Origin of the sequence: Burkholderia sp. 28_3 (assembly GCF_003253915.1) — a bacterium.
Classification (GTDB): Bacteria; Pseudomonadota; Gammaproteobacteria; order Burkholderiales; family Burkholderiaceae; genus Burkholderia; species Burkholderia cenocepacia.
The window spans coordinates 13,921-37,952 of the sequence record NZ_QKZF01000023.1 but is presented as its reverse complement, the minus strand read 5'-3'; the positions used below and the strand labels follow the sequence as shown (position 1 = coordinate 37,952).

The window sequence follows — 24,032 nt, the reverse complement described above, 5'->3', positions numbered from 1 at the left end:
TCGTTGCCGGAATTTCGCAACATGGGGTACGACCATGGCACTCGGCACCGACGTTCATCTCATTCCCGTCAGGCTCGACGCGCTGCGTCCGACCCAGATGACGGTGGGCTACCGCGAAGTCAAGGCGAAGCGCAAGCACTGGAAGGCGCTGAACAAGCGCGCCCGCAAGGCCGCGATCGAATCGCACTGGTTCCCGGCCGTCCTCGGCCCGGACGGGCTGCACTACATCACCGATCACCATCATCTCGGCCTCGCGCTGATCGAGGAGGGCGAGTCGCGCGTGAACGCGATGCTGCTGAAGGATCTGTCGTGGCTCGACGACACGATCTTCTGGCGGATGATGGAACACAACCAGTGGGTGCATCCGTTCGGCCCGGACGGCTCGCGGCGCGACTATGCGCATTTGCCGAAGGCGCTGACGGGGCTCGAGGACGATCCGTACCGCAGCCTCGCCGGCGAGCTGCGCACGGCGGGCGGGTACGCGAAGGACGCGACGCCGTTCAGCGAATTCCTGTGGGCCGACTATCTGCGCCAGCACGTGTCGCTCGACCAGATCCGCAAGAATTTCGCGAAGGCGCTCGATGTCGCGCTGCATCGTGCGCACGACCAGGATGCGCGCTATCTGCCCGGCTGGTCGGGCGTGATCGCCGTCAAACCCTGACCGGCCCACGGCGCCGACCGCCTCATGACGACCGCCCCGATCCGCCCCGACGCCGGCCCGCAACATCCGGACCATTTCGCGGCGCTCGACACGCCGCCGGCACCGCGTACGCAACGGATCGGCCTCGATGCGCTGGCCGGCCTGTCGATTGCCGGCCTGCTGATTCCCGAGGCGGTCGCGTATGCGGGGCTCGCGAACCTGCCGCCGCAGGCCGGCCTGATCGCGCTGCTGTCGGGACTCGTCGTCTATGCGCTGACGGGCAGCAGCCGCTTCGCGATCGTGTCGTCGACGTCGTCGTCGGCCGCGGTGCTCGCCGCGACCGTGCTCGCCGAGTCGGGGATGGCGCTCGCCGCGCAGCTCGCGCTGGCGGCGGCGCTCGTCGCGATGACGGGCGTGCTGTTCATCCTGGCCGGCGTCGCGCGGCTCGGCGGCATGTCGGATTTCGTCGCGCGGCCCGTGCTGCGCGGCTTCACGTTCGGCCTCGCGCTGACGATCGTCATCAAGCAGCTACCGAAGATTCTCGCGATTGCCGTGCAGCACAGCGATGCGCCCCACGTCGCGCTCGATTTGATCACCGGCGCGCCGCACGCGAATCTCGCGAGCGTCGTGCTCGGCGCGACCGCGCTCGCGCTGCTGTTCGTGCTCGGCCGCGGCGCGCGCGTGCCCGCGACGCTCGTCGTGATCGTGCTGTCGATCGCGGCGGGTTACGCGATCGACTGGCAGCGGTACGGAATCGCGATCGTCGGCCATATCGACTTCCGGCACCTCGAATTCGGGTTGCCGCATCTCGGCCGCAACGCATGGATGCAGACGGTCGAGCTCGCGTTCGCGCTGATGCTGATCCTGTATGCGGAGTCGTACGGATCGATCCGCAACTTCGCGCTGAAGCATGGCGATACCGTGTCGCCGAACCGCGACCTCGTTGCGCTCGGCTGCGCGAACCTCGTGTCGGGCCTGCTGCACGGGATGCCGGTCGGCGCCGGCTATTCGGCAACGTCGGCGAACGAGGCGGCCGGCGCGCAGTCGCGCTTCGCGGGAATGTGGGCGGCCGGCGTGGTCGCGCTGATCGTCTGGCTGCTGCTGCCGCAGCTCGCGCGCACGCCCGAGCCCGTGCTCGCGGCCATCGTGATCTTCGCGGTCAGCCATTCGCTGCATCCGTCCGTGTTCCGGCCGTACTGGGCCTGGCATCGCGACCGGCTCGTCGTGATCGCGGCACTGCTCGCCGTGCTCGTGCTCGGCGTGCTGCACGGGCTGCTCGCGGCCATTGGCGTGAGCCTGCTGCTGACGCTGCGCAAGCTGTCCGAGCCGAACGTCAGCGTGCTCGGCCGGCTGCGCGACAGCCACGATTTCGTCGACGTCGCGAGCCATGCCGATGCGAAGCCGGTGCCGGGCGTGCTGATCGTGCGGCCCGAGGCGCAGCTGTTCTTCGCGAATGCGGACCGGATGCTCAATCGCGTGCGGGCGCTGATGAAGACCGCACCGGACACGCATACCGTGATGTTGAGCCTCGAGGAAACGCCGGATGTCGACGGCACGACGATCGAATCGTTGCGTACGTTCGCGGCCGAATGCGCGGCGCGCGGGCTGCGGCTCGCGCTCGTCCGGCTCAAGGTGCACGCGCTGCATGCACTGCGCCGCGCGGCGGACGATACGCTGCACGACGATGCGATGTCGGAACTGAGCGTCGACGAGAGCCTGCAACTGCTGCAGGCCGGCCGTCCGCCGGACGGCAGCGACGGCACGGCCGCCGCGTGAGGGCTGCATGACGGCACGGCGCGTCGGCGCCGTCTAGTGCGACAGCGTGGCGCCGGCGCTGCGACCGATCATGTCGGCCACTTCCGCGGCCGTCGGCGCATAGGCGCCCGCATGCGCGCAGGCGACGGCCGCGCACGCGGCCGCGTAACGCAGATGCTCGGCGGCCGACGCATCGGGCCGAGCAAGCTGGCTCGCGAGCCAGCCGCCGATGCTCGCATCGCCGCAGCCGACCGTGTCGGCGACCGCGGTCGGGAACGCGGGCTGGAACAGCTCGGTATCGCGATGCAGCAGTTGCATGCCGGTTGCGCCGCGCGTGACGAGCATCGTCGCGGCGGGCGCCCACGCGCGCAGTTGCGCGAGCGCGGCCGCTTCGTCGAGCTCGGGAAACAGCCCGCCCAGATCCTCGTCGGAGACCTTGATCCAGTCGGCCAGCGCGGTCAGGCGGCGCAGCGTGTCGCGATACGACGGCGCGGCCATCGGTGCGCGGAAGTTAGGGTCGAACGAGATCCGCTTGCCGGCCGCCCGCGCGGCTTGCGCGAGTTCGATCAGGCGCGCTGCGAGCGGCTCGCGCACGACGCCGAGCGAGCCGACGTGCACGATCTCGGCCGCGTCGAACGCGCCGGCCGGCAAGTCGGCCGGATCGAACGCGAGATCGGCGCTGTTTTCGCCGATGAAGAAATAGTGGGGCGGCTGCTTCGATACGACCATCGCGAGGAGCGGCGCGCGGTCGACCTGCCGGATGAAGCGCATGTCGAGCCCCGCATCGGCGCTCTTGCGCATCAGCTCGTCGCCGAAAGTGTCGCGGCTGACCGTGCCGGCGAAGGCCGTCGGCACGCCGAGTCGCGCCCCGACGCGCGCGACGTTCCAGCACGAGCCGCCGGCGACGCTGTGCCAGTGCTGTGCGTCGTCGCGGATGAAATCGGTCAGCGCTTCGCCGAAAACGATCAGGCGGGGAAACGTCGTCGTCATGTGGAAACCTTGTGCCGCGGCGTCGCGCGCGGCCGTACAGCGGTTGATCTGAACAGGCGGCAGTACCGGCCGTCGCGCGCGGCGACGCGGCCCGGCGCCGCCCGGCTCGCAGACGGGCGGCGCGCTCGGCGCGATCAGCGCGGGGAGCTCCAGCCCTTGTAGGTCTTCACGTTGTCGCGCGTGACGAGCGTCGGCTCGATCAGGATCATCGGATTGGCCGGCTTCTGGCCGTTCATGATCCCGTAGCCGACGTTGACCGCCTGCTGCGCCATCGCCCACGGATCCTGGCTCGACGACGCCTGCACGAGCGTGTTCGACTTGAGCGCGACCTCGATGTCGGGCGCGCCGTCGACCGACGTGATCACGATGTTCGGGCGGTTCAGCTGTTTCGCCGCGAGATCGCTGCCGATCGCCTGCGGGTCGTTGATCGTGAACACGCCGTCGAGCTTCGGAAAGCGCGTCAGGTAGCCCTGCATCGCGTTCATCCCGCCTTCGCGCGAGCCCTTGCCGTCCTGGTCGCTCGACAGCAGCTTGATGCCGGCGTTTTTCGCGAGCACGGCCTTGCAGCCGTTCACGCGATCGATCACGGCCGACACCTGCGGGCCGTTCTCGATGATCACGTTGCCCTTGCCGTTCAGCTTCTTCGCGAGGTAGTCGCACGCGAGCTCGCCGGCCTTCACGTTGTTGGTCTGCACGGTCGCGTTCGCGCCGGCCGCCGCGACGTCCACCGCGACGACCGTGATGCCGGCCGCCTGCGCCTTCTTCACCGCCGGCTCGATCGCCTTCGGGTCGGTCGCGTTGAGCAGGATCATGTCGACGTGCGCGGAGATGAAGTTGTCGATCTGCGTGAACTGCTTGTTCAGGTCGTAGTCGGCCGAGACGGCCGTGACCTTCGCATTCGGGTTGAGCTGCTTCGCGCGCGCTTCGGCGCCTTTCACGATCGTGACGAAGTACGGGTTGCCGAGCGACCCGACCGTGACGCCGATCGATTTCAGCGGCTTGTCGGCTGCGTGGGCGGCGGCGGCGCCGAACGCGAGTGCGCAGGCGACGGCGGTCAGGGCGGCGGTGTGCTTGAACATGTCGTTGTGTCTCCGTGAGGTCTGTTGGCGAACGCGCGCAGGAGGACCTGCCTGCGCGCCGATGGTTGAATGGTCAGGAATGCGCGGTGAGGGAACGGTGTCAGGTACGGGCCGAGTCGCGCTGGCGATAGCGGTCGAGGGCGACCGCGCCGATGATCACGAGCCCCTTGATGATGTACTGCCAGATGTCGGACACGCCGAGCAGCACGAGGCCGTTGGTCAGCACCGCGATGATCAGCGCGCCGATCAGCGTGCCGACGATCGACCCGACGCCGCCGACGAAGCTCGTGCCGCCGAGGATCACCGCGGCGATCGCGTCGAGCTCGTACGACTGGCCGAGCTGCAGGCCGTTGGCCGCATACAGGCGCGCGGCCGACATCACCGCGCCGAGGCCGGCGAGCAGGCCCGACGCCGCATACACGAACATCTGGATCGCCCGTACGTTGATGCCCGACAGCCGTGCGGCTTCCGGGTTGCCGCCGACCGAATAGATCCGCATCCCGAGCACCGTGCGGCGCAGGATGAACCACGAGATCGCGATCACCGCGCACGCGATCACGACGAGCCACGGCACGCCGAGGATCGAGCCGTTGCCGATGAACGCGAACGGCAGTTGCGGGTTGAACACGGTCGTGTCGTTGCCGATCAGGCGCGCGACGCCGCGCACGGCGGTCATCGCGCCGAGCGTGACGATGAACGGCGGCAGGCGCAGGAACGAGATCAGTCCGCCGTTGATCGCGCCGAACACGAGGCCGACCGCGAGCGCGAACGGCACGCCGAGCCAGCCCCAGCCGGGAAGGGTCGACGCGATGAGCGCCGCGACGGCCGCGGCGGCGAGCACCGAGCCGACCGACAGGTCGATGCCGCCCGTCAGGATCACGAACGTCATGCCGGCGGCGAGCACGATGTTGATCGACGCCTGCTGCGTGACGATCGACAGGTTCTGCAACGTGAAGAAGCCATCGGTCAGGAAGCCGAAGCCGACGCACAGGACCAGCAGCACCGGCAGCATGCCGGCCGTGCGGATCAGCGATTGCATGCGGGCGCGGTGATCGGCGCCGCGCATCAGGGGCGTGCGGTTGGCGACCGGATGGGCGGTCGCGGAAGCGAGGTTCCGCTGCTTGGTCGGGTTGATCATTTCGGTAACCTGAAAGTGAGAGTGAAATGAAAAGGGCGGGGCTCAGTGCGCGTCGGCCAGTTCGGCCTGCGAGCCGGTGGCGAGCGCGATGATCGCTTCCTGCGTGATCGGCGTATGCGTGTGTCCGCCGAGTTCACCCGCGATCTCGCCCTCGCGCATCACGAGCACGCGATCGGCGACGCCGATGATTTCCGGCAGTTCGCTCGAGATCACGATTACGCCCACGCCGGCACGGGCCAATTCGTTGATGATCCGGTAGATCTCGGATTTCGCGCCGATGTCGACGCCGCGTGTCGGTTCATCGAGGATCAGCACGCGCGGCTTCGTCTCGAGCAGGCGCGACAGCAGCACTTTCTGCTGGTTGCCGCCCGACAGCGCGCCGACGTTGACGTTGGCGTGCGGCACGCGGATCGACAGCGACGCGATCGCGTCGCGCGCCCGTTCGGCGCCGCGCGCGAGGTCGAGCGCGCCGAGCCGCGCATCGCGGTTGCACACCGAGATGTTGATGTTGTCGCGCACGCTCATGTCGAGAAACAGGCCCTGGCGCTTGCGGTCCTCGGTCAGGTAGACGAGGCCCGCGTCGATCGCGTCGCGCGGCGAGTGCGCGCCGAACGTGCGCTCGCCCAGCTTCACGTCGCCACGCACGCGCGGCTCGGCCCCGAAGATCAGCCGCGCGAGTTCGGTGCGGCCCGCGCCGACGAGGCCGGCGATGCCGAGCACTTCGCCGGCATGCAGATCGAAGCTGCAGCCGCGTACGCGCGCGCCGTCGGCGACGTCGCGGACCGACAGCAGCAGGTGGCCGGGGTCGTACGGCGCGTGTTCCTTCTTGTAGAAACCGGAGATGTCGCGCCCGACCATCATCGCGACGAGCCGCTCGGCCGACAGCGACGCGCGTTCGAGCGTGCCGACGTACGTGCCGTCGCGCAGCACCGATACGCGGTCGGACAACTCGTAGATCTCCGCCATCCGGTGGCTGATGTAGATGATCGCGAGACCTTCCTCGCGCAACTGGCGGATCAGGCGGAACAGGTGCTCGGTTTCGCGCGACGACAGCGGCGTGGTCGGCTCGTCCATCACGAGGATGCGGGCGCGGGTGTGTACGGCGCGCGCGATTTCGACGAGCTGCTGTTCGGCGATCGACAGCGTGTCGACGAGCGTGTCGGGCCCGAACGGCGCGCCCAGGCGCGCGAGCACGTCCTGGCAGCCGCGCGCCATCGCCGCGCGGTCGATCGTGCCCCAGCGCCGGTTGCCGCGGCGCAGTTCGCGGCCGACGTAGATGTTTTCCGCGACGGTCAGGTTCGGCGACAGGCACAGCTCCTGGTAGATCACCGCGACGCCGGCATCGCGCGCGGCGAGCGGGCCGTCGATGTCGATGCGTTGACCGTCGATCAGGATCTCGCCGCCGGCGTCGGCGCGGTACGCGCCCGACAGAATCTTCATCAGCGTCGATTTGCCCGCGCCGTTCTCGCCCATCAGCGAATGGATCTCGCCCGGATAGACGGTCAGGCTGACGTTGTCGAGCGCGCGGACGGCCGGGAACGTCTTGCTGATCCCGCGCATCTCGAGCAACGGACGGGGCGACTCAGATCGCGACATGGTTGACCTCCTGCGAGTCGGTGCGGGCGCCCTTGAGGATGCCGGCCCGCGGGGAGAAGTTGAAAAACATCGGCAGCGTGGCGGCGCCGATCGCGCCGGCGTCGGCGCCGAACGTGCCGCGTACGAGCACGGGCGTGCCGCGCGCTTCGGGTGCAGTCGCCACGAGCGCCGCGCGCAGGCGGCTCGTGACCGCGTCGAGCAGGCCCGCGTCGGTGTCGGCGTCGAGCACGACCACCGGCGCGTCGATCACGCACAGCACCGCGCGCAACGCCGGTGCGAGCGCGTCGACGCAGTCGTCGATCCATTCGTCGACGGCCGGCAGGCCGCGCGCGATGCAGGCTTCGAGATCGGCGCGGTTCTCGACCGTCTCGCCGTGATGGCGCAGGTGGCGCACGAGCGCATGCAGCGAGGCGCGCGCGAGCAGGATGTCCCACGGGCCGCGCGGCGGCGGCGCGGAGGCCAGCCGGCTCGGCGGCACCGGAATCACCGCGATGTCGCCCGCATTTCCGGTCACGCCGCGCAGGCAGTCGCCGTCGATCGCGATGCCGCCGCCGATCGCCGGCCCGATGAACAGGTAGACGAAGTCGTCGCACTGCCGGCCGTATCCGTAGAACAGTTCGGCGATCGCGGCCGCGTTGCCGTCGTTTTCGCCGAACACGGGCAGCGACAGCGTGCGGCCGAGGTCGGCCGCGAAGTCGACGTCTTCCCACGCGCGGAACGTGTCGGGTGCGAGGCCGAGCTCGCGCATCCACGCGCCGAGGTTGTATGGCTGCGCGACGCCGATGCCGGTCAGGCGTGCGCGTTCATGGTCGGGGAGCAGGGTCTGCATTGCGTCGATGTCGTGACGGACGATCTCGAGCACGTCGGCGGGCGGCGGCAGCAGCGTGTCGTGAGAGCGGCGGCCGAGCACGTCGCCCGCGAAATTGACGAGCGCCGTCTCGATGCGCATCCGGTCGAGATGGACGCCGATGCCGAATGCACCGCGCGGATCGAGGCGGATCAGCGAAGCGGGTTGGCCGCGCTGGCCTTCGGTGCGACCCGCGAATTCGATCAGCTTCGCGTCGGCGAGCGCCCCGATGATGCTGCCGACCGCCGTGCCCGTCATGTTCGCGAGACGCGCGAGGTCGGCCTTCGACGCGCTGCCGGCGCGGCGCAGCGTCTTCAGCAGCAGGCGCTCGTTGTAACGGCGCACGTTGGCCGAATTGCTTCCCTGGCCGAAGTGCGGGCTTCTCATGGCGTCTCCTTCCATGTCGCACCGCTCGGCGGCGCATTAAATAAATCACGTTGATTTATTTAACCGCGTGAGGGACGGCCTGTCAGCCTAGGGAAATCCCGGTTTTTCTACGACGGAGGGTTCGCGTGGGGCGGAGTGACGTGAAGGGGCCGAATGCAGTCGTGTGCCGATCGACGGTACGTGAGGCGGGGAGAGGGAAGATACGCGATACGGAGATTCCGTAAGCGCGCCCGGTGCTGGGCGCCGGAAATGAAAAAAGGTCGGCAAAAGCCGACCTTTTTTATAAATCGAGTGGTGCCCAGGAGAGGACTCGAACCTCCACGATGTTGCCACCGCTAGGACCTGAACCTAGTGCGTCTACCAATTCCGCCACCTGGGCACGTTTCGCTTGCTGCAGTGCGAAGACCGCTATTCTAGCGTGCCGGGAGAATCTGTCAATAGAATTTGAGGGGCGGACGAAAATATTAATCTGGCGGCGTGATTGTCCCGCGCGGGAGGGCGTGCGAGCCGCGACGACCTCCGAGTGTGATGTTGGGAGGCGATACGTCGACGCGAGCGCAGATATTTATTTGAGCGCCGGAAATGAAAAAAGGCCGGCAAAAGCCGACCTTTTTTACAAATCGAGTGGTGCCCAGGAGAGGACTCGAACCTCCACGATGTTGCCACCGCTAGGACCTGAACCTAGTGCGTCTACCAATTCCGCCACCTGGGCACGTTTCGCTTACTGCAGTGCGAAGACCGCTATTGTAGCGTGCTGACGAAGTCTGTCAACACAATTTCATCCGGCACGCTAAAAATACTGCGCGCCTTGGCAGCCGACCGTCACCCGCCGATCGGCTCCGCGCGCTTCGTCGCAAAATTCCAGCGCTGCGCCTGGCCCGTATCGACGCGAGCGGGTAGCAGTCCGGCCGCCAGGAACGTGTCCGCGATCTTCTGTTGTTCGCCGAAGTTTTGCGGGGCCACCGCGCGGACGACGTAGCTGCGTCGCGCATTCGCACGTGCGATCGTCGCGGCATCGAGTCCCCAGATCGGTGCGAGCGTGGTCGCGGCCTCCTGCGGATGGTCGCGCAGCCACGTACCGGCCAGCGACAACTGGTCGAACAGGATCTGGACGACATCGGGGCGCGCCGCGGCAAAGCTGCTCGATGCGAGGTAATAGCGCTGGTACGACGCGAGTCCGTTGCCGTCGGCCAGAATCCGCACGTCGGGATTCCGGTCGACTGACGCGACATAGGGATCCCACGTGATCCATGCGTCCACGCTGCCGCGCTCGAATGCGGCGCGGCCGTCAGCGGGCGTCAGGTAATGGATCTCCACGTCGGCAGGCGCGAGCTTCGCGCGGGCGAGCGCGGCAAGCAGCAAGTAGTGGCTGCCGGCTGCCTTCGTGACCGCGATGCGTCGGCCCTTGAGATCGGCAAGCGTGCGCAGCGGGCTGTCCTGCTTGACGACGATTGCCTGCGCCTTCGGCGAGGGCGCCTCCTGCGCGATGTACACGAAACGCGCATGCGCGGCCTGCGCGAAGACCGGGACCGTATCGGCCACGTCGGCGCTGAAGTCGACGGCGCCGACGTTGAGCGCTTCGGTCAGCGGCAATCCGCTCGCGAATTCGTGCCATGACACGCGCAGGCCGAGCGGCGTCAGCGCCTGCTCGAGCGTGCCGCGCGTCTTGAGTAGCGTGATCAGCGTCGACGACTTCTGGTAACCGATGCGCAGGGTGGCCGGCGCGTTCTCGGCGTGCGCGCGGACGCCGGCGGCAGTGAGGCCCGCGGCCAGCATCGCGCGCGCGAATGCGCGGCGGTTCATCGACGTCATGAAGGGGGCTCCTCGTTGGATGCGTTGAAAGCGAGGCGGCTAACGTAACAACGGGGACGACGATTGATAACCGATAAATTCTGCTATCGATCGGAGCGGCCGACATAAGGGCAGGGGACGGATGCTCGCGACGCAAGCGCCGAAATGAAAAAAGGCCGGCAAAAGCCGACCTTTTTTATAAATCAAGTGGTGCCCAGGAGAGGACTCGAACCTCCACGATGTTGCCACCGCTAGGACCTGAACCTAGTGCGTCTACCAATTCCGCCACCTGGGCACGTTTTGCAGTAGCTGCTTGCTGCAAAGAAGCGAAATTATAGCGCCCCAATTATTCCTGTCAACACTTTTTTGCGATGCATCGCAAACCGGCCGTCGACGCCCGCGCCGGCGGCATTCCGGTCATTTGGCGACACAGGCGGGTGATAGAATGACCCGCCGCCGTCAATATAGAACTGTCTGACGGACACCTCTATGTTGATGCCGTGCACCATCAGTCAACGCAACGAGAACAATCATCGACAAACCCTTGAGCAAATATCCGTACCCCATTCCGAGCCGTGAAGAGATTCTCGGCGTGTTGCGTACGAGCGACGCGCCGCTGGCCGCCAACGACATCGCCGAAGCACTGTCGATCAAGCGTCAGGAGCGCGAGGGGTTCTTCCGGCGTGTCGCCGCGATGGAGCGCGACGGCCAGATCCGCCTCGACAAGCGTGGCCACTACCAGTTGACCCATCCGTCGAATTTCGTCGCCGGGCGCGTGCAGGGGCATCGCGACGGCTACGGGTTCGTGATCCGCGACGACGGCCAGGACGACCTGTTCTTGCCGAACGGCGAAATGCAGAAAGTGATGCACAACGACCGCGTGCTCGCGCGGATCGTCGGCTACGATCGCCGCGGCCGGCCGGAAGGGCATGTCGTCGAAGTCACGGACCGCGCGAACAAGCGCGTGATCGGCCGTCTGCTGAACGAGAACGGCGCGCTGATCGTCGCGCCGGAAGACAAGCGCATCGGCCACGACATCCTGATCACGCAGAACGTGAAGAAGGCGAAGGTCGGGCAGGTCGTCGTCGTCGAGCTGACCGATTTCCCGAGCCGCCATTCGCAGCCGCTCGGCCGTGTCGTCGAAGTGCTCGGCGATATCGACGATCCGGGCATGGAAATCGAAATCGCGGTGCGCAAGTACGGCGTGCCGCACGAATTCAGCCAGCCGGCGCTCGACGAAGCCGCCGCGCTGCCCGACAAGGTGCGGCCGGCCGACCTGCGTTTCCGCGTCGACCTGCGCGACGTGCCGCTCGTGACGATCGACGGCGAGGACGCGCGCGACTTCGACGACGCCGTCTACTGCGAGCCGGTCAAGGTCGGCCGCGGCGACGGCTTCCGGCTGATCGTCGCGATCGCCGACGTGTCGCACTACGTCCAGCCGGGTACCGGGCTCGACGCCGACGCGCTCGAGCGCAGCACATCGGTCTACTTCCCGCGCCGCGTGATCCCGATGCTGCCGGAGAAGCTGTCGAACGGTCTCTGCTCGCTGAATCCGCAGGTCGATCGCTGCGTGCTCGCATGCGACATGGTGATCACCGCGCGCGGCGAGATCAAGGCCTACCAGTTCTACCCGGCCGTGATCCATTCGGCGGCGCGCCTCACGTACACCGAAGTCGCGGCCGTGCTGTCGAACACGAAGGGGCCGGAGGCCGCGCGCCGCGCGGACCTGCTGCCGCACCTGCAGGACCTGTACGGCGTCTACAAGTCGCTGTTCGCCGCCCGTCAGAAGCGCGGCGCGATCGACTTCGACACGACCGAGACCTACATCGTCTGCAATTCGCAGGGCAAGATCGAGCAAATCGTGCCGCGCCAGCGTAACGACGCGCACAAGCTGATCGAGGAATGCATGCTGGCCGCGAACGTCTGCGCGGCCGATTTCCTGAAGCGCAACAAGCATCCGGGCCTGTACCGCGTGCACGCGGGGCCGACGCCGGAGAAGCTCGAGAACCTGCGGGCGTTCCTGCGCGGCATGGGCCTGTCGCTCGGCGGCGGCGACAAGCCGCACGCGAGCGACTACGCGGCGCTGATGGCGCAGATCCGCGACCGCCCGGACGCGCAGATGCTGCAGCCGATGCTGCTGCGCTCAATGCAGCAGGCCGTCTACAGCCCGGACAACATCGGCCACTTCGGCCTGGCGTACGAGGCATACGCGCACTTCACGAGCCCGATCCGTCGCTATCCGGACCTGCTCACGCACCGCGCGATCTACGCGATCCTGTCGGGCAAGAAGTACACGCCGAAGGCGCCGGAAGGCTTCGAGTTGAACACCGCGTTGTCGCCGCGCGCCCGCGCGATGCAGCAGGCCGACGACGAAGCGCGCGGCCGCTCGCGCTCGAACACCGCGATCTGGGAAGAGCTCGGCCTGCACTGCTCGGCGAACGAGCGCCGTGCGGACGAAGCGTCGCGCGACGTCGAGGCGTGGCTCAAGTGCTACTTCATGCGCGACAAGCTCGGCGAGGAGTACGGCGGGATGGTGAACGGCGTGACGTCGTTCGGCATCTTCGTGCAGCTCGACACGCTGTTCATCGAAGGCCTCGTGCACGTGACGGAACTCGGCTCGGACTATTTCCAGTACGACGAGATCAAGAACGAGCTGCGCGGCGAACGCACGGGCATCCGCTATCGTCTGTCGGATCGCGTGCGCGTGCAGGTGAGCCGCGTCGATCTCGATGCGCGCAAGATCGATTTCCGCCTCGTGCGCGATACGCCGGTGAAGGCGCCGCGTCCGTCGCCCGCGCCGGCTGCCGGCGTCGATCGCAACGGCAACGGCAATGGCCCGCGCGTGCGCGCGCTGCCGCCGGTCGAGGAAACCGTGCCGCGTCGCAAGAAGGCCGCGAGCGCGCCGAGCGTCGCGGTGCAGGAGGCGCGCGCCGCGCGTGGCGCCGCGAAGAAGAAGGGCGGTGGTGGCGCGCCGGCGAAGCCGACCGCGAAGAAGACCCGCGCCCGCAAGAAGTATTGAGCGTTCGGGGCGGCGTACGCGCACGCCCTGCAGTATCGAGAGACGCCGCGTCACCGGTCATCGGCCGGCCACGCGGCGCTTTCCTTTTCCATGGATCGCGGCTGCGCACGTCGCGCGACCGCACGTTTGATCGAAGGTTGTTCCAGTCATGTCACGTCTGAAGGTTCTTTACGGTTTTCATGCGGTGACCGCACGTTTGCGGCACGATGCATCGACGGTTGCGGAGGTGCTGTACGACCAGACGCGCCGCGACCGCCGCATGCAGGAGTTCCTGCACGCCGCGAAGGAAGCAGGCGTGCGGCTGATCGCAGCCGACGAAACGCGCCTGTGGGGCCTCGCGCACACCGAGCGTCACCAGGGCGTCGTCGCGCGCGTCGAGGACATGCCGCTTGCGCAGAACCTGTCCGAGCTGCTCGACGGCATCAACGGGCCCGCGCTGCTGCTCGTGCTCGACGGCGTCACCGATCCGCACAACCTCGGCGCATGCCTGCGGGTGGCCGATTCGGCCGGCGCGCACGCGGTGATCGCGCCGCGCGACCGGGCGGTCGGGCTGAACGCGACCGCCGCCAAGGTCGCGAGCGGTGCGGCCGATACGGTGCCGTACATCACGGTGACGAACCTCGCCCGCGCACTGCGCGAGCTGAAGGAAGCCGGCGTGTGGATCATCGGCACGTCGGACGAGGCGCCGGCGACGCTCTACGAAACGAAGCTCGACGGCCCGGTCGCACTCGTGATGGGCGCGGAAGGGGAAGGGATGCGCCGGCTCACGCGCGACACCTGCGACGAAGTGATGAGCATCCCGATGGCCGGCAGCGTCGAAAGCCTGAACGTGTCGGTCGCGAGCGGCGTGTGCCTGTACGAAGCCGTGCGCCAGCGGCGCGTGAAGGGCTGACCCCGGGGCCGACCCGACCCGTCCCGCGCGCGATGCGCGGGCGTCGAATGACCCGAACGACGCGTGCCGCGAAGCAAGGCGGCACGCGGTTCTCCGGAACCCGCGACCGATGACCCTGTTCCGCGTTGGCGTCTCCTGCACCGTGCTCGGCCTGCTGGCGGCCTGCACGTCGCCGTCGCTCGTCGAACGCGGCACCTACTACGCCGATACGAGCCTGCATGCGCGCGGCGCGGATTCGCGGATCCGCTTTCTCGTGATGCATTACACCGAAAGCGACGAGACGAAATCGCTGCGCACGCTGACCGGCGATTCGGTCAGCGTGCATTACGTCGTCCCGCCGCAGCCGCGCACCGAGCGTGGCATGCCCGTCGTCTACCAGCTCGTTCCGGAGGCGCAGCGTGCGTGGCACGCGGGCATCAGCGAGTGGCAGGGCACGACCGAGCTGAACGCGGTGTCGATCGGCATCGAGAACGTGAACCGCGGCCCGCTCGATCCGCAGCATCGCACCTGGCAGCCGTATTCGCCCGAACAGGTCGACGCGCTGACCCGCCTGGCGAAGGACATCGTCGCGCGCTACGGGATTGCGCCGACGCGCGTGGTCGGGCACAGCGACATCGCGCCGCAACGCAAGATCGATCCCGGCCCGCTGTTCCCATGGCATGCGCTCGCGCAAGCCGGCGTGGGCGCATGGCCGGACGACGCGACCGTCGCCGCGCGGCTCGGCGGCCGCGACCCGCATGCGCCGGTCGACGTGCGCGACCTGCAGCTCAAGCTCGCGCGCTACGGCTACGACGTGCCGGCCGACGGCGTGCTCGACGCGCGCACGCGGCGCGTGTTCGCGGCGTTCCAGATGCATTTCCGGCCGTCCGATTACGCGGGCAATCCGGATGCCGAAAGCGACGCGATCGCGCAGGCGCTGCTCGACAAGTACTTCCCCGGCACGCAAGCGGCGGACCACGCGCCGGCGGCCAATACGCGCTGAATACGCGACGCCCCGCACGCCGAAAAACGCGGGGGCGTCCGCCGACTCCGGTAAACTGGCGGTTTTCCGCAATCCCGCAGCATTACCACGCCATGACTCAAGACGAACTCAAACGCCTCGTCGGCCAGGCCGCCGCCGATTACGTGATCCAGAACGTGCCGGAAGGCGCCGTGATCGGCGTCGGCACCGGCTCGACCGCCAACTGCTTCATCGACGCGCTCGCCGCCGTCAAGTCGCGCTATCGCGGCGCCGTGTCGAGCTCGGTCGCCACGACCGAACGCCTGAAATCGCACGGCATCAAGGTGTTTGACCTGAACGAGATCGACGCGCTGCAGGTGTACGTCGACGGCGCCGACGAGATCGACGCCGGCGGCGCGATGATCAAGGGCGGCGGCGGCGCGCTCACGCGCGAGAAGATCGTCGCGTCGGTGGCCGACACGTTCGTCTGCATCGCGGACGGCAGCAAGCGCGTGCCGGTGCTCGGCGCGTTCCCGCTGCCGATCGAGGTTGTGCCGATGGCGCGTACGGCGATCGGCCGGCGCGTGACTGCGCTTGGCGGCGTGCCCGTGCTGCGCGTGACGAAGGACGGCGCACCGTACATTACCGACAACGGCAACGAGATCATCGACGTGAAGGGCCTGCAGATTGCCGATCCGCGCGGTTTCGAAGCGCAGGTGAACGCATGGCCGGGCGTCGTGACGGTCGGCCTGTTCGCCGAGCGCGGCGCGAATCTGTGCTTGCTCGGCACGGAAAACGGCGTTGAAACGATCGTTTATCCGGCTGCTTGAATCTGAATGAGAAGCAGTCCGTAATGGCGCGGTAGCGCCGTCATGGATTGAATGTTTAAATCTTGTGTAAACCGGGGTCCGGCAGGCGCGGCGCGCTTCCCGGGCCTTTTTTTTAGCCGTATAAATCTACCCCGTTCAAAAGAGGGATAACCCTGTCAGGTGTTTACCAGATAGCGAAATATCCTCGAACTCATCAACTTATAGATCATAAGAACAGAGTAGTAACCAGGGCCGGCGGAACTGCGGAGCAGGTGTTCGCAAATCGACGCACGGGGAGGTGTCATGGAGCAGGGCAAAGACCGGTCACTGGTCGCCAAAGTGATGGATGGGCTTGTCTCGGGTATCGTCGAAGACAAGTATGGCGGCATCTTGCCGCCGCAGGACGTGCTGTCGAAAGAGTTCGATGTGAGCCGCACGGTGATGCGGGAAGCGTTGTCGATGTTGCTTGCGCGCGACATGCTCGACGTGCGTCCGAAAGTCGGTACGCGCGTGCGGCCGATGCGCGACTGGCGGATGATCGACGAAGACGTCGTGAGCTGGCGCTTTCGGGCAAAGCCCGATCCGCAGTTCATGCGCGACGTCATCGAATTCCGGATGCTGATCGAACCACGTGCGACCGCGCAGGCGGCGGTGCGTGCGACGGCGGCCGATATCGCCGGCATTCGCGAAGCGTTCGACGCGTTCAAGGTGCTGCAGCCCGGCGACCCCGGCTACGACACGGCGGACGAGTTGCTGCACACGCGGATCGTCCAGGCGAGCGGCAACCAGTTCTTCCAGCAGATGGCGGCGATCGTGCGCGGGGCCGTGCGTCTCGTGAATCCGCGCGTCGTGCAGAAGGAAGGCGCGCACGACATCGCAGTGAAGGCGCATGCGCGCGTCGTCGATGCGATCGAGCGGCGCGACCCGCGCGAAGCCGAAGCGGCCTCGCTCGCGCTGATCGACTTCAGCGCGGACGAGATTTCGCGCGATTTCTCGGTCGACGTGCCGGTGCGTGCCTGACGCGGCGCGTGTCGTTGCTCATCCTGGTGCCGCCGGGCCGTTTATCATGACGGCCGGCCGGCAGCGTGCCGGCTACCGTCATACGACCGACACGGAAGATCAGGATGAACGACAACGACCATCGCCCGGTGCGCTTCGGCATCGTCGGTGCAGGCAGCATTGCGCGCCGCTTCGCGCAAAGCCTCGCGCACGTGCCGGGCGCCATGCTCGCCGGTGCCTGGGCCCGCCGCGCCGACGCAACGGCCGCCTTCTGCGAGACATACGGCGGCACGCCTGCCGCGAGCTTCGACGCGCTCCTCGCGAGCGATCTCGACGCCGTCTACATCGCGACGCTCCATGACAGTCATGCGCAGTACACGCTGGCCGCATTGGCCGCCGGCAAGGCCGTGCTGTGCGAGAAACCCGCGGCGCTGAACGCCGCGCAACTCGACACGGTGCTGCACGCGGCGCGCGATGCCGGGCTGCTCTTCATGGAGGCGATGAAGCCGCCGTTCTTCCCGCTGTACCGTCAGCTACGTGCGCATCTGCGCGACGATCCGATCGGCGAGATCCGGCTCGTGCGGGCGGGCTGCGCATCGTCGTCGGTGCCGGAGGATCATTCCGTCTATCGCCTCGATCGTGCGGGCGGCGCATTGCTCGATATCGGCATCTACGAGGCGTTCCTGGCCGTCGACTGGCTCGGCGCGGCGCGCGACGTGCAGACGCTCGGTCGCGTCGGCGCGACCGGCGTCGACCTGTTCGCGAGCCTGAACAGCGTGCATGCGAACGGCGGGATCGCGCAGCTCTTTTGCGGGCTCGACGTGATGGGGCGCGGCGACGCGCTGCTCGCGGCGGCGGGCGGTCACGTGACGATTCACGAGAAGTGGTGGAACCCCGCGCGTGCAACGATCCGCTACGCGGACGGGCGCACCGTCGAACTCGATGCGCCGGTCGAAGGCGGCGGGCTGAACTACGAAACCGCGCATTTCTGCGACCTGCTGCGCGCGGGCGAAACCGAAAGTCCGATCATGACGCACGATCATTCGCGGCAGATGATCGCGATGACCGATGCGGCGCGCGCCGTGCTCGGCGTGCGCTATTCGGGCGAATAGGCGGGACGGAGGGGCCGGGCCCGCGAGCGCGGCCCGGCGCGACTGCGTGGTTCAGTGCCGCGACGGCAGCGACAGGCGCTTTTCGTACCAGCGCTGCACCCATTCGAGGATCTGGCACAGGATCCAGTACACGGCCGCGGCGGCGAGATAGAGCGGCAGTGGCTGATAGGTCGCCGCGATCACTTCCTGCGCGCTGCGCAGCAGTTCGGTCACGGTGATCACGGACACGAGCGACGTGTCCTTGATCAGGCTGATCAGGCTGTTGGACAGGCTCGGCACCGCGATGCGCAGCGCCTGCGGGCCGATCACGTAGCGCAGCGTCTGCCCCCACGACAGCCCGAGGCTGTACGCGGCGAGCCACTGGCCGCGCGCGATCCCGTTGATCGCGCCGCGCATGCTTTCCGACATGTACGCGGCGACGTTCGCGGACAGCGCGATGACGCCGGCCGGCGTCGGGTCGAGCGAGATGCCGAGGCTCGGCAGCCCGTAATAGATGACGAAGATCTGCACGAGCAGCGGCGTGCCGCGCATCAGGCTCACATACGCGCGAGCCAGCCACGCGAGCGCGTTGACCCAGATGCGTTCGAAGCCGTCGAGCGCCTCGCTTTGCCGGATGCCCATCATCGCGAGCACGACCGCGCCAAGCAGGCCGAACACCATCGACAGCACGGCGAACTTGACGGTCAGTACGGCACCCTGGGCGAGCACCGGCAGCGATTGGACGAGCAGGGACGTTGTCGACATGGAATACGAATCGAATGCGTGCGCGAAAGCGCAATCATAAACCGGACCAATAAAACAAAGGGCGGCATCGTTGCGGATGCCACCCTTTCCGGCCCGCCGTCAGGCGGGAAATGCAGGCGTGCTTACTTGATCGGTTTCGTCACGTCGATGCCGAACCACTTGTCCGAGATCTTCGTGAACGTGCCGTCGGCCTCGAGTTGCGCCATCGCGTCGTCGATCGCCTTCTGGAACTTCGGGTTGCCCTTCTTGAACGGGATGCCGGACGGGTTCGCCGAGCCGACGTTCGCGCCCGGGCGCAGCGGCAGCTGGGAATTCTTCGTCAGGTACGCGAGCATCAGGCGGTCGTTGAGCGCGGCGTCGAGGCGGCCGGCCGCGAGATCGCGCAGGTACTCGGGCGCGCCCGGGTACGTCTTCACGTCGATGCCCGGCACGGATTTCGCCATGTCCATGTAGTTCGTGCCGAGCGCGACGCCGAGCTTCTTGCCCTTCAGGTCTTCCAGCGACTTGAACTGACGCGTGTCGTCCTTGCGCTGGATCAGTTGCGCGGACGAGTACGTGTACGCCGGCGAGAAGTCGAGCGTTTCCTTGCGCTTGTCGGTGATGCCGACCTGGTTGGCGATCACGTCGAACTTGCCGGCCTGCAGGCCGGCGATGATCCCGCTCCATTCGGTCGTCACGAATTCGGCCTTCACGCCGAGCTTCGCCGCGACGGCCTTCGCGATGTCGACGTCGAAGCCGACGAGTTCGCCTTGCGGGCTCTTCGAGTTGAACGGCGGGAACGTGCCTTCGAGGCCGACCCGCAGCGTGCCGCGTTGTTTGACCTGGTCGAGGAGGTCGGCCGCGTGCGCGGTCGCCGCAGCGAACGACGTGCCGATCACGCCGGCCACCAGCAGCTTCTTCAGCAGCGAAAATTTCATCGTGTGTGTCCTTGCCCTGTCGGGGTCAATGGTTTTGGTCATGCGTCGATGATAGCAAAAATGCTATCGATGACTAAATATAGTTTGCTTATGGCTATATTACGCGGTGCGTTCGCGGGCGATCGCCTTCACGCATTCCGACACGAGTGCCGGACCGCGATAGATGAAGCCGGTATAGAGCTGGACGAGCGCCGCGCCGGCCGCCAGCTTCGCGCGGGCGTCCTCGCCGGAGAAAATGCCGCCGACGCCGATGATCGGCACGTCGTTGCCGACTTCCGCGTGCAGCTTGCGGATCACTTCGTTCGACGCGTCGAACACCGGGCGGCCCGACAGGCCGCCGGCTTCGTCCGCATGCGGCAGGCCCTGGACGGCCGCGCGCGACAGCGTCGTATTGGTCGCGATGACCGCTTCGATCTTGTGGCGCAGCAGCGTGTCGCCGATTTCCTTGACCTGTTCGTCGTCGAGATCGGGCGCGATCTTCAGCGCGAGCGGCACGAGCTTGCCGTGCAGATCGGCGAGGCGCTGCTGCTTGTCCTTCAACGCGGCGAGCAGCGCGTCGAGCTCGCCCGCGCCCTGCAGCTGGCGCAGGTTCTTCGTGTTCGGCGACGAGATGTTGATCGTCACGTAGCTCGCGAACGGGTACACGCGCTCGAGGCAGTACAGGTAATCCTCGGCGGCGCGCTCGATCGGCGTGTCGGCGTTCTTGCCGATGTTCAGGCCGAGGATGCCGCGATAGCGGGCGGCCTGGACGTTCTTCACGAACTGGTCGACGCCGTGGTTGTTGAAGCCCATCCGGTTGATCAGCGCCTCGGCCTGCGGCAGCCGGAACATCCGCGGGCGCGGATTGCCGGGCTGCGGGCGCGGCGTGACGGTGCCGACTTCGATGAAGCCGAAGCCGAGCGCCGCGAGGCCGTCGATGGCTGCGCCATCCTTGTCGAGGCCGGCCGCGAGGCCGACCGGATTGCGGAACGTGAGCCCCATCACGGTGCGCGGCGCGTCGGGCACGCGGGCCGACAGCGCGCAGGCGAGGCCCGTGCGGCCGGCCGCGCCGAGCGCGCGCAGCGTAAGGTGGTGAGCGTCTTCCGCATCCATTTTGAACAGGGATGCGCGGGCCAGCGGGTAGAGGGAACTGAACACGGGAATTGGGCGGACGGCCGGAATGAATGACAACCCGCTATTTTACCGGGAGTTGCGCGGCACGGGCGCGCTTCGCTTCGTAGCCGCCGCGGCGTGCGTCAGCCCGAGCCGGAATGCCCACCCGGCAACGGCGCGCGCGCCAGCGCCGCGTCGACGGGCGGCAGGTCGACGCGCTCCGGATCGAGCGTCTTCCAGCGGCCGTCGATCAGCCCTTCGAGCGGATGGAAGTTCGCCTTGTAGGCCATCTTCGGGCTCTCGCGGATCCAGTAGCCGAGGTACACGTAGGGCAGCCCGAGGCTCTTCGCCTGTTCGATCTGCCACAGGATGTTGTAGGTGCCGTAGCTCGTGTGCCGGTCGTCGGGCTCGAAGAACGTATAGACCGACGACAGCCCGTCGCCGAGGATGTCGATCATGCTGACCATCCGCAGCTTGCCGGGTTCGCCGCCCGGTGCGTCGAGGTCGCGGAATTCGACGAGGCGCGAGTTGATCCGGCTTTGCAGCAGGAACTGTTCGTACTGGTCGCGGCTGTCGCGGTCCATGCCGCCGCCCGCGTGGCGCGCGGACTGGTAGCGCATGTAGAGCGCGTAGTGCTCTTCGTCGTAGTGCAGCGGCGAGACCGTCGCGACGAGTGCGCGGTGCCGCTTCCACATCCTGCGCTGCGTGCGCGTCGGCGCGAACTCGCCGACCGGCACGCGCACCGGTACGCATGCGCGGCAGCCGTCGCAGTACGGGCGGTACGTGAAGACGCCCGAACGGCGGAAGCCGGCCTTCACGAGCTCGGTGTAGATGTCGGAATTGATCAGGTGGCTCGGCGTCGCGACTTGCGAGCGCGCGATGCGGCCGTCCAGATAGCTGCACGGATAGGGCGCCGTTGCATAGAATTGCAGCGCCGAAAGCGGTGAAAGCGGCAGCTCAGTCGGGTGAGTCATGGGCAGCTCTCGATGCAGGGAAGGAGTGCCGCGCTAGCGCTCGGTCCCGGAGGGCGCCGCCGTTTCGGCGGGGCTCGTCAGCGCGGCGAGCACGCGCTTGTCGAACTGCCACGGAATCGGCGGTTCGGCTACCGCGCTGCGCACGTGAGCGACAAAGGCCTTGCGTGCGATCTCGCGGCCGCCGAGCGACGCTAGATGCGACGTATTCTGCTGGCAGTCTATCATCTCCAGCCCCTGCTCGCGAAGGTGCGCGACGAGCGTGGCCAGCGCGATTTTCGACGCATCGGTCACGTCCGCATACATCGATTCGCCGAAGAACATCCGGCCGAACGACACGCCGTACAGGCCGCCGACGCGGCGCCCGTCGTGCCACGTCTCGATGCTGTGCGCGTTGCCGGAGCGGTAGAGCGACGTATAGGCGTCGATGATCTCGGCGGTGATCCAGGTGCCGCGCTGCCCGCGGCGCGGCGCTTGCGCGCAGGCGCGCATCACGCCGGGAAAGTCGTGATCGACGCGCACTTCCCAGCCCGGCTCGCGCAGCACGCGCTTCAGCGTCTTGCGCAGCGACGGCGATACCTTGAATTCGGCCGGCACGAGGATCATGCGCGGGTCGGGGCTCCACCACAGCACCGGCTGGCCGTCCGAGTACCACGGGAAGATGCCGCGCAGGTAGGCGTCGATGAGCCGCGACGGCAGCAGGTCGGCGCTCGCGGCGAGCAGCCCGGGCGCGCCGGTCGCGGGACCGAGCGCGCGTTCGATGGACGGAAACGGATCGTCCGGGCCGAGCCAGGGAACCATGGGAGCGGGGCTCAGCCGTTGCGCAGCGAGCGGAAGATATCGCCGGTGTGCACGCCGTAGTCGCCGGCGGCGCGATCGGCGAAGAAGAAGCGTAGCGTCTGGCTGACGGTCGGGAACGCGATCTCGTCCCACGGGATGTCGGCTTCGTCGAACAGTTTCACTTCGAGGCTTTCCTCGCCGGCTTCGAAGGCCGGGTCGGTGAGCCGTGCGAGGTAGAACAGGTGGACCTGGTGCACGTGCGGCACGTTGAGCAGCGTGAACAGGTTCTGCACCTCGACGCGCGCGCCGGCTTCCTCGAGCGTTTCGCGCGCGGCGGCTTCCGCCGTCGTTTCGCCCATTTCCATGAAGCCCGCCGGCAGCGTCCAGAATCCGTAGCGCGGTTCGATCGCGCGGCGGCACAGCAGGATCTGGTCGCCCCAGACCGGCACCGTGCCGACGACGTTGCGCGGATTCTGATAATGGATCGTGCCGCAGTGATCGCAGACGAAGCGCTCGCGGTTGTCGCCCGGAGGAATGCGCGCGAGGACTTCGTGACCGCAGACGGAGCAGAATTTCATGTCGAGTGGAAGGGACGAGGTGATGCGAGTGTATCACCGGGCCGCGGCATTCTCGAACGCCTGCGCGTGGAGCGGCACGTCGTGCGAAATGGCGGGTGCGTGAGCGACGCGGGCGCGGTGCCCGGACGCACGAAAACAAAAAGCCCGGCGCGAGGCCGGGCTTTTTGCGAAATTCTGGACGGTTGGTTGCGGGGGTAGGATTTGAACCTACGACCTTCGGGTTATGAGCCCGACGAGCTGCCAGACTGCTCCACCCCGCGTCCGTCGAAGAAATGAATTATATGGGGTTGCCCGGAGGTGCGCAAGTGTTTTCTGACAATCCCGTGGCGGGCGCTTGTGGGGCCGGTACGTGGGGGCACGTGCGCTAGAATCGAGCGGTTTGTGTCGTCATCCCGGCAGCGGCCCTGCGCGATCGCATCGGCGCCGTTGCGACTCTCATTACTGCATCGACGGATTCATGGACATCGCTCACGATCTGCAATCGATCGGCGCGCAGGAACAGGCGCTCGTGTTTCCCCATTTCGACCCGGCCCGCGCGTGGGCGCTCGGCAACCGGATGCATGCGCTCGCGACGTCGCGCGGCCATGCGATCGCGATCGACATCGCCACGTTCGGCCAGCCGCTGTTCTATGCGGCGCTCGCCGGTGCGACCCCCGACAACGCCGACTGGGTGCGCCGCAAGCGCAACGTCGTCGCGCATTTCCGTCGCAGTTCGTACGCGATCGGCCTGCGCATGCAGCAGGCCGGCGCGACGCTCGCGGACAAGCACGGGCTGCCGGTCGCCGAGTATGCGTCGCACGGCGGTTCGTTTCCGCTGACCGTCGCCGGCGCCGGCGTGATCGGCTCGATCACCGCGTCCGGGCTGCCGCAGCGCGCGGACCACGAGTTCGTCGTCGAGGCGCTGTGCGCGGAGCTCGGTCACGACTACGCGGTACTGGCCCTCGCAAGGAGCTGAG

Annotated in this window: 21 protein-coding genes and 4 tRNA genes; 9 read left to right on the top strand and 16 right to left on the bottom strand. The window is 67.4% G+C overall.

What is annotated here, in order from left to right:
* The first annotated feature begins 34 nt into the window (after nt 1–34).
* The gene (locus DFS13_RS32490; RefSeq protein ID WP_006485279.1) at nt 35–661 is read left to right on the top strand and encodes a ParB-like protein; all 627 of its coding nucleotides are present in this window, start codon (nt 35–37) and stop codon (nt 659–661) included.
* A 24-nt stretch (nt 662–685) separates the two neighbouring features.
* The gene (locus DFS13_RS32485; protein WP_111442613.1) at nt 686–2,416 is read left to right on the top strand and encodes a SulP family inorganic anion transporter; all 1,731 of its coding nucleotides are present in this window, start codon (nt 686–688) and stop codon (nt 2,414–2,416) included.
* A gap of 33 nt (nt 2,417–2,449) precedes the next feature.
* On the opposite strand, the gene DFS13_RS32480 is transcribed toward DFS13_RS32485, so the two are convergent.
* The 9 genes from DFS13_RS32480 to DFS13_RS32440 all read right to left on the bottom strand — a co-directional run bounded on the left by DFS13_RS32480 (nt 2,450) and on the right by DFS13_RS32440 (nt 10,518).
* The gene (locus DFS13_RS32480) at nt 2,450–3,385 is read right to left on the bottom strand and encodes a carbohydrate kinase (RefSeq protein WP_111442612.1); all 936 of its coding nucleotides are present in this window, start codon (nt 3,383–3,385) and stop codon (nt 2,450–2,452) included.
* Nucleotides 3,386–3,519: 134 nt separating this feature from the next.
* Entirely contained in the window at nt 3,520–4,464 is a 945-nt protein-coding gene (locus tag DFS13_RS32475) for an ABC transporter substrate-binding protein (RefSeq protein WP_006485275.1), read from the bottom strand.
* A 100-nt stretch (nt 4,465–4,564) separates the two neighbouring features.
* Nucleotides 4,565–5,602, bottom strand: a complete 1,038-nt coding sequence (locus DFS13_RS32470; RefSeq protein ID WP_006485281.1) for a ribose ABC transporter permease — start codon at nt 5,600–5,602, stop codon at nt 4,565–4,567.
* Between the two features lie 42 nt (nt 5,603–5,644).
* Nucleotides 5,645–7,198: a sugar ABC transporter ATP-binding protein gene (locus DFS13_RS32465; protein ID WP_034200641.1), complete on the bottom strand. Its 1,554-nt coding sequence runs from the start codon at nt 7,196–7,198 to the stop codon at nt 5,645–5,647.
* Entirely contained in the window at nt 7,185–8,432 is a 1,248-nt protein-coding gene (locus tag DFS13_RS32460; protein WP_111442611.1) for an ROK family protein, read from the bottom strand. Before DFS13_RS32460 ends, DFS13_RS32465 begins: the two co-directional genes overlap by 14 nt.
* 292 nt (nt 8,433–8,724) lie before the next feature.
* Nucleotides 8,725–8,811 (bottom strand) — tRNA-Leu (locus DFS13_RS32455).
* 246 nt (nt 8,812–9,057) lie between these two features.
* Nucleotides 9,058–9,144: transfer RNA gene (locus DFS13_RS32450), tRNA-Leu, on the bottom strand.
* 110 nt (nt 9,145–9,254) lie between these two features.
* Nucleotides 9,255–10,244 (bottom strand): aliphatic sulfonate ABC transporter substrate-binding protein, encoded by a 990-nt coding sequence (locus DFS13_RS32445; RefSeq protein ID WP_111442610.1) that lies wholly within the window; start codon nt 10,242–10,244, stop codon nt 9,255–9,257.
* 187 nt (nt 10,245–10,431) lie between these two features.
* Nucleotides 10,432–10,518, bottom strand: a tRNA-Leu gene (locus DFS13_RS32440).
* Nucleotides 10,519–10,767: 249 nt separating this feature from the next.
* Here DFS13_RS32440 and rnr point away from each other — a divergent pair.
* The 6 genes from rnr (at nt 10,768) to DFS13_RS32410 (ending at nt 17,994) form a co-directional block, all read left to right on the top strand.
* The gene (gene rnr / locus DFS13_RS32435; protein ID WP_006484152.1) at nt 10,768–13,242 is read left to right on the top strand and encodes a ribonuclease R; all 2,475 of its coding nucleotides are present in this window, start codon (nt 10,768–10,770) and stop codon (nt 13,240–13,242) included.
* A 148-nt stretch (nt 13,243–13,390) separates the two neighbouring features.
* Nucleotides 13,391–14,134 carry a 23S rRNA (guanosine(2251)-2'-O)-methyltransferase RlmB gene (gene rlmB / locus DFS13_RS32430; RefSeq protein WP_006484150.1) on the top strand — a complete coding sequence of 248 codons (744 nt, stop codon included), beginning with the start codon at nt 13,391–13,393 and terminating at the stop codon, nt 14,132–14,134.
* Nucleotides 14,135–14,243: 109 nt separating this feature from the next.
* On the top strand, nt 14,244–15,116 hold the full coding sequence (locus DFS13_RS32425; protein WP_111442609.1) for an N-acetylmuramoyl-L-alanine amidase: 873 nt from the start codon (nt 14,244–14,246) through the stop codon (nt 15,114–15,116).
* 92 nt (nt 15,117–15,208) lie between these two features.
* Nucleotides 15,209–15,904 (top strand): ribose-5-phosphate isomerase RpiA, encoded by a 696-nt coding sequence (gene rpiA, locus DFS13_RS32420; RefSeq protein WP_048986587.1) that lies wholly within the window; start codon nt 15,209–15,211, stop codon nt 15,902–15,904.
* 282 nt (nt 15,905–16,186) lie between these two features.
* Entirely contained in the window at nt 16,187–16,903 is a 717-nt protein-coding gene (locus tag DFS13_RS32415) for a FadR/GntR family transcriptional regulator (RefSeq protein ID WP_006484155.1), read from the top strand.
* Between the two features lie 104 nt (nt 16,904–17,007).
* Nucleotides 17,008–17,994 carry a Gfo/Idh/MocA family protein gene (locus DFS13_RS32410; protein ID WP_111442608.1) on the top strand — a complete coding sequence of 329 codons (987 nt, stop codon included), beginning with the start codon at nt 17,008–17,010 and terminating at the stop codon, nt 17,992–17,994.
* A 51-nt stretch (nt 17,995–18,045) separates the two neighbouring features.
* Here DFS13_RS32410 and DFS13_RS32405 read toward each other — a convergent pair whose 3' ends face one another.
* The 7 genes from DFS13_RS32405 to DFS13_RS32375 all read right to left on the bottom strand — a co-directional run bounded on the left by DFS13_RS32405 (nt 18,046) and on the right by DFS13_RS32375 (nt 23,336).
* Nucleotides 18,046–18,738, bottom strand: coding sequence for an amino acid ABC transporter permease (locus DFS13_RS32405; protein WP_006484207.1), 693 nt, complete (start codon nt 18,736–18,738; stop codon nt 18,046–18,048).
* 122 nt (nt 18,739–18,860) lie between these two features.
* Nucleotides 18,861–19,655 carry a cystine ABC transporter substrate-binding protein gene (locus DFS13_RS32400; protein ID WP_006476115.1) on the bottom strand — a complete coding sequence of 265 codons (795 nt, stop codon included), beginning with the start codon at nt 19,653–19,655 and terminating at the stop codon, nt 18,861–18,863.
* Nucleotides 19,656–19,754: 99 nt separating this feature from the next.
* Nucleotides 19,755–20,792 carry a quinone-dependent dihydroorotate dehydrogenase gene (locus tag DFS13_RS32395; protein WP_012492588.1) on the bottom strand — a complete coding sequence of 346 codons (1,038 nt, stop codon included), beginning with the start codon at nt 20,790–20,792 and terminating at the stop codon, nt 19,755–19,757.
* 98 nt (nt 20,793–20,890) lie between these two features.
* Nucleotides 20,891–21,721, bottom strand: a complete 831-nt coding sequence (locus DFS13_RS32390; RefSeq protein WP_006484143.1) for an arginyltransferase — start codon at nt 21,719–21,721, stop codon at nt 20,891–20,893.
* A gap of 33 nt (nt 21,722–21,754) precedes the next feature.
* Entirely contained in the window at nt 21,755–22,519 is a 765-nt protein-coding gene (gene aat, locus DFS13_RS32385) for a leucyl/phenylalanyl-tRNA--protein transferase (RefSeq protein WP_006495309.1), read from the bottom strand.
* A gap of 11 nt (nt 22,520–22,530) precedes the next feature.
* Entirely contained in the window at nt 22,531–23,076 is a 546-nt protein-coding gene (locus DFS13_RS32380) for an NUDIX hydrolase (protein ID WP_006484214.1), read from the bottom strand.
* 183 nt (nt 23,077–23,259) lie between these two features.
* Nucleotides 23,260–23,336 (bottom strand) — tRNA-Met (locus DFS13_RS32375).
* 197 nt (nt 23,337–23,533) lie between these two features.
* Here DFS13_RS32375 and DFS13_RS32370 point away from each other — a divergent pair.
* Nucleotides 23,534–24,031: a heme-degrading domain-containing protein gene (locus DFS13_RS32370; protein WP_006484123.1), complete on the top strand. Its 498-nt coding sequence runs from the start codon at nt 23,534–23,536 to the stop codon at nt 24,029–24,031.
* The last annotated feature ends 1 nt before the right edge of the window (nt 24,032 follow it).

Coding starts and splice junctions, on each gene's coding strand:
- DFS13_RS32490 (WP_006485279.1), top strand. CDS start 35: ATGGCACTCGGCACCGACGTTCATCTCATTCCCGTCAGGCTCGACGCG.
- DFS13_RS32485 (WP_111442613.1), top strand. CDS start 686: ATGACGACCGCCCCGATCCGCCCCGACGCCGGCCCGCAACATCCGGAC.
- DFS13_RS32480 (WP_111442612.1), bottom strand. CDS start 3,385: ATGACGACGACGTTTCCCCGCCTGATCGTTTTCGGCGAAGCGCTGACC.
- DFS13_RS32475 (WP_006485275.1), bottom strand. CDS start 4,464: ATGTTCAAGCACACCGCCGCCCTGACCGCCGTCGCCTGCGCACTCGCG.
- DFS13_RS32470 (WP_006485281.1), bottom strand. CDS start 5,602: ATGATCAACCCGACCAAGCAGCGGAACCTCGCTTCCGCGACCGCCCAT.
- DFS13_RS32465 (WP_034200641.1), bottom strand. CDS start 7,198: ATGTCGCGATCTGAGTCGCCCCGTCCGTTGCTCGAGATGCGCGGGATC.
- DFS13_RS32460 (WP_111442611.1), bottom strand. CDS start 8,432: ATGAGAAGCCCGCACTTCGGCCAGGGAAGCAATTCGGCCAACGTGCGC.
- DFS13_RS32445 (WP_111442610.1), bottom strand. CDS start 10,244: ATGACGTCGATGAACCGCCGCGCATTCGCGCGCGCGATGCTGGCCGCG.
- rlmB (WP_006484150.1), top strand. CDS start 13,391: ATGTCACGTCTGAAGGTTCTTTACGGTTTTCATGCGGTGACCGCACGT.
- DFS13_RS32425 (WP_111442609.1), top strand. CDS start 14,244: ATGACCCTGTTCCGCGTTGGCGTCTCCTGCACCGTGCTCGGCCTGCTG.
- rpiA (WP_048986587.1), top strand. CDS start 15,209: ATGACTCAAGACGAACTCAAACGCCTCGTCGGCCAGGCCGCCGCCGAT.
- DFS13_RS32415 (WP_006484155.1), top strand. CDS start 16,187: ATGGAGCAGGGCAAAGACCGGTCACTGGTCGCCAAAGTGATGGATGGG.
- DFS13_RS32410 (WP_111442608.1), top strand. CDS start 17,008: ATGAACGACAACGACCATCGCCCGGTGCGCTTCGGCATCGTCGGTGCA.
- DFS13_RS32405 (WP_006484207.1), bottom strand. CDS start 18,738: ATGTCGACAACGTCCCTGCTCGTCCAATCGCTGCCGGTGCTCGCCCAG.
- DFS13_RS32400 (WP_006476115.1), bottom strand. CDS start 19,655: ATGAAATTTTCGCTGCTGAAGAAGCTGCTGGTGGCCGGCGTGATCGGC.
- DFS13_RS32390 (WP_006484143.1), bottom strand. CDS start 21,721: ATGACTCACCCGACTGAGCTGCCGCTTTCACCGCTTTCGGCGCTGCAA.
- aat (WP_006495309.1), bottom strand. CDS start 22,519: ATGGTTCCCTGGCTCGGCCCGGACGATCCGTTTCCGTCCATCGAACGC.
- DFS13_RS32380 (WP_006484214.1), bottom strand. CDS start 23,076: ATGAAATTCTGCTCCGTCTGCGGTCACGAAGTCCTCGCGCGCATTCCT.
- DFS13_RS32370 (WP_006484123.1), top strand. CDS start 23,534: ATGGACATCGCTCACGATCTGCAATCGATCGGCGCGCAGGAACAGGCG.